We start from the raw sequence: 531 nt of genomic DNA, 5'->3' as shown, positions 1-531 counted from the left end.
AGGCGGTGAGTTCGGCGATGGCGGCTTCGGCGGCGTCCTGGTCGGCGACGGACCGCACGTCGGCGATGGACGCGGACAGGTCGCCCATGTCCTCGCGGTAGCCCCACATGTCGGAGTCGGCGGGGACCTCGTGTCCTCGGGCGTCGGTGACCATGTGCTACGACCCTCCTTGCTGGTGGTTGGCGAGGTAGGTGGTGATGATCCGAACGGGCCCGTCGTGGCGGACCACGACCTCGGTGGCGGGGCCGGTGGCTGGTGGCGGGTCGGTGGTGAGAGTGCCGGCGGGCAGGACGCCGAGTACGAGCTCGGCCTTGCCTGACCAGGGGTTGCGCAGCACGGCGATGAGGTCGCCGGCGGTGTAGGCCCCGGCGAGGGCGAGCAGCCACGCGGACTCCTCGCCGACGGCGGCGAGGACCCGTCCGGAGGCGGCGTCGTAGTCCGTCACGACGGACAGCAGGAAGCCTCGGGTGTCGCTGCCGCGCCGCAGCCCGGTGGGCAGAGCGCCGAGCAAGGCTTCGACGCCGGAGGTCA

At 72.5% G+C, this 531-nt stretch carries 1 protein-coding gene; it reads right to left on the bottom strand.

All coding sequences use genetic code 11. The features are described 5' to 3' along the window. Window positions 1-157 precede the first annotated feature (157 nt). The coding region (locus ABD254_RS21210) for a hypothetical protein (RefSeq protein ID WP_344250962.1) at window positions 158-531 on the bottom strand (374 nt) is incomplete at its 5' end.

The organism is Isoptericola hypogeus, assembly GCF_039531145.1.
GTDB lineage: Bacteria > Actinomycetota > Actinomycetes > Actinomycetales > Cellulomonadaceae > Isoptericola > Isoptericola hypogeus.
The sequence above is the reverse complement of the archived record's forward strand: the minus strand, read 5'-3'. Positions and strand labels throughout refer to the sequence as shown.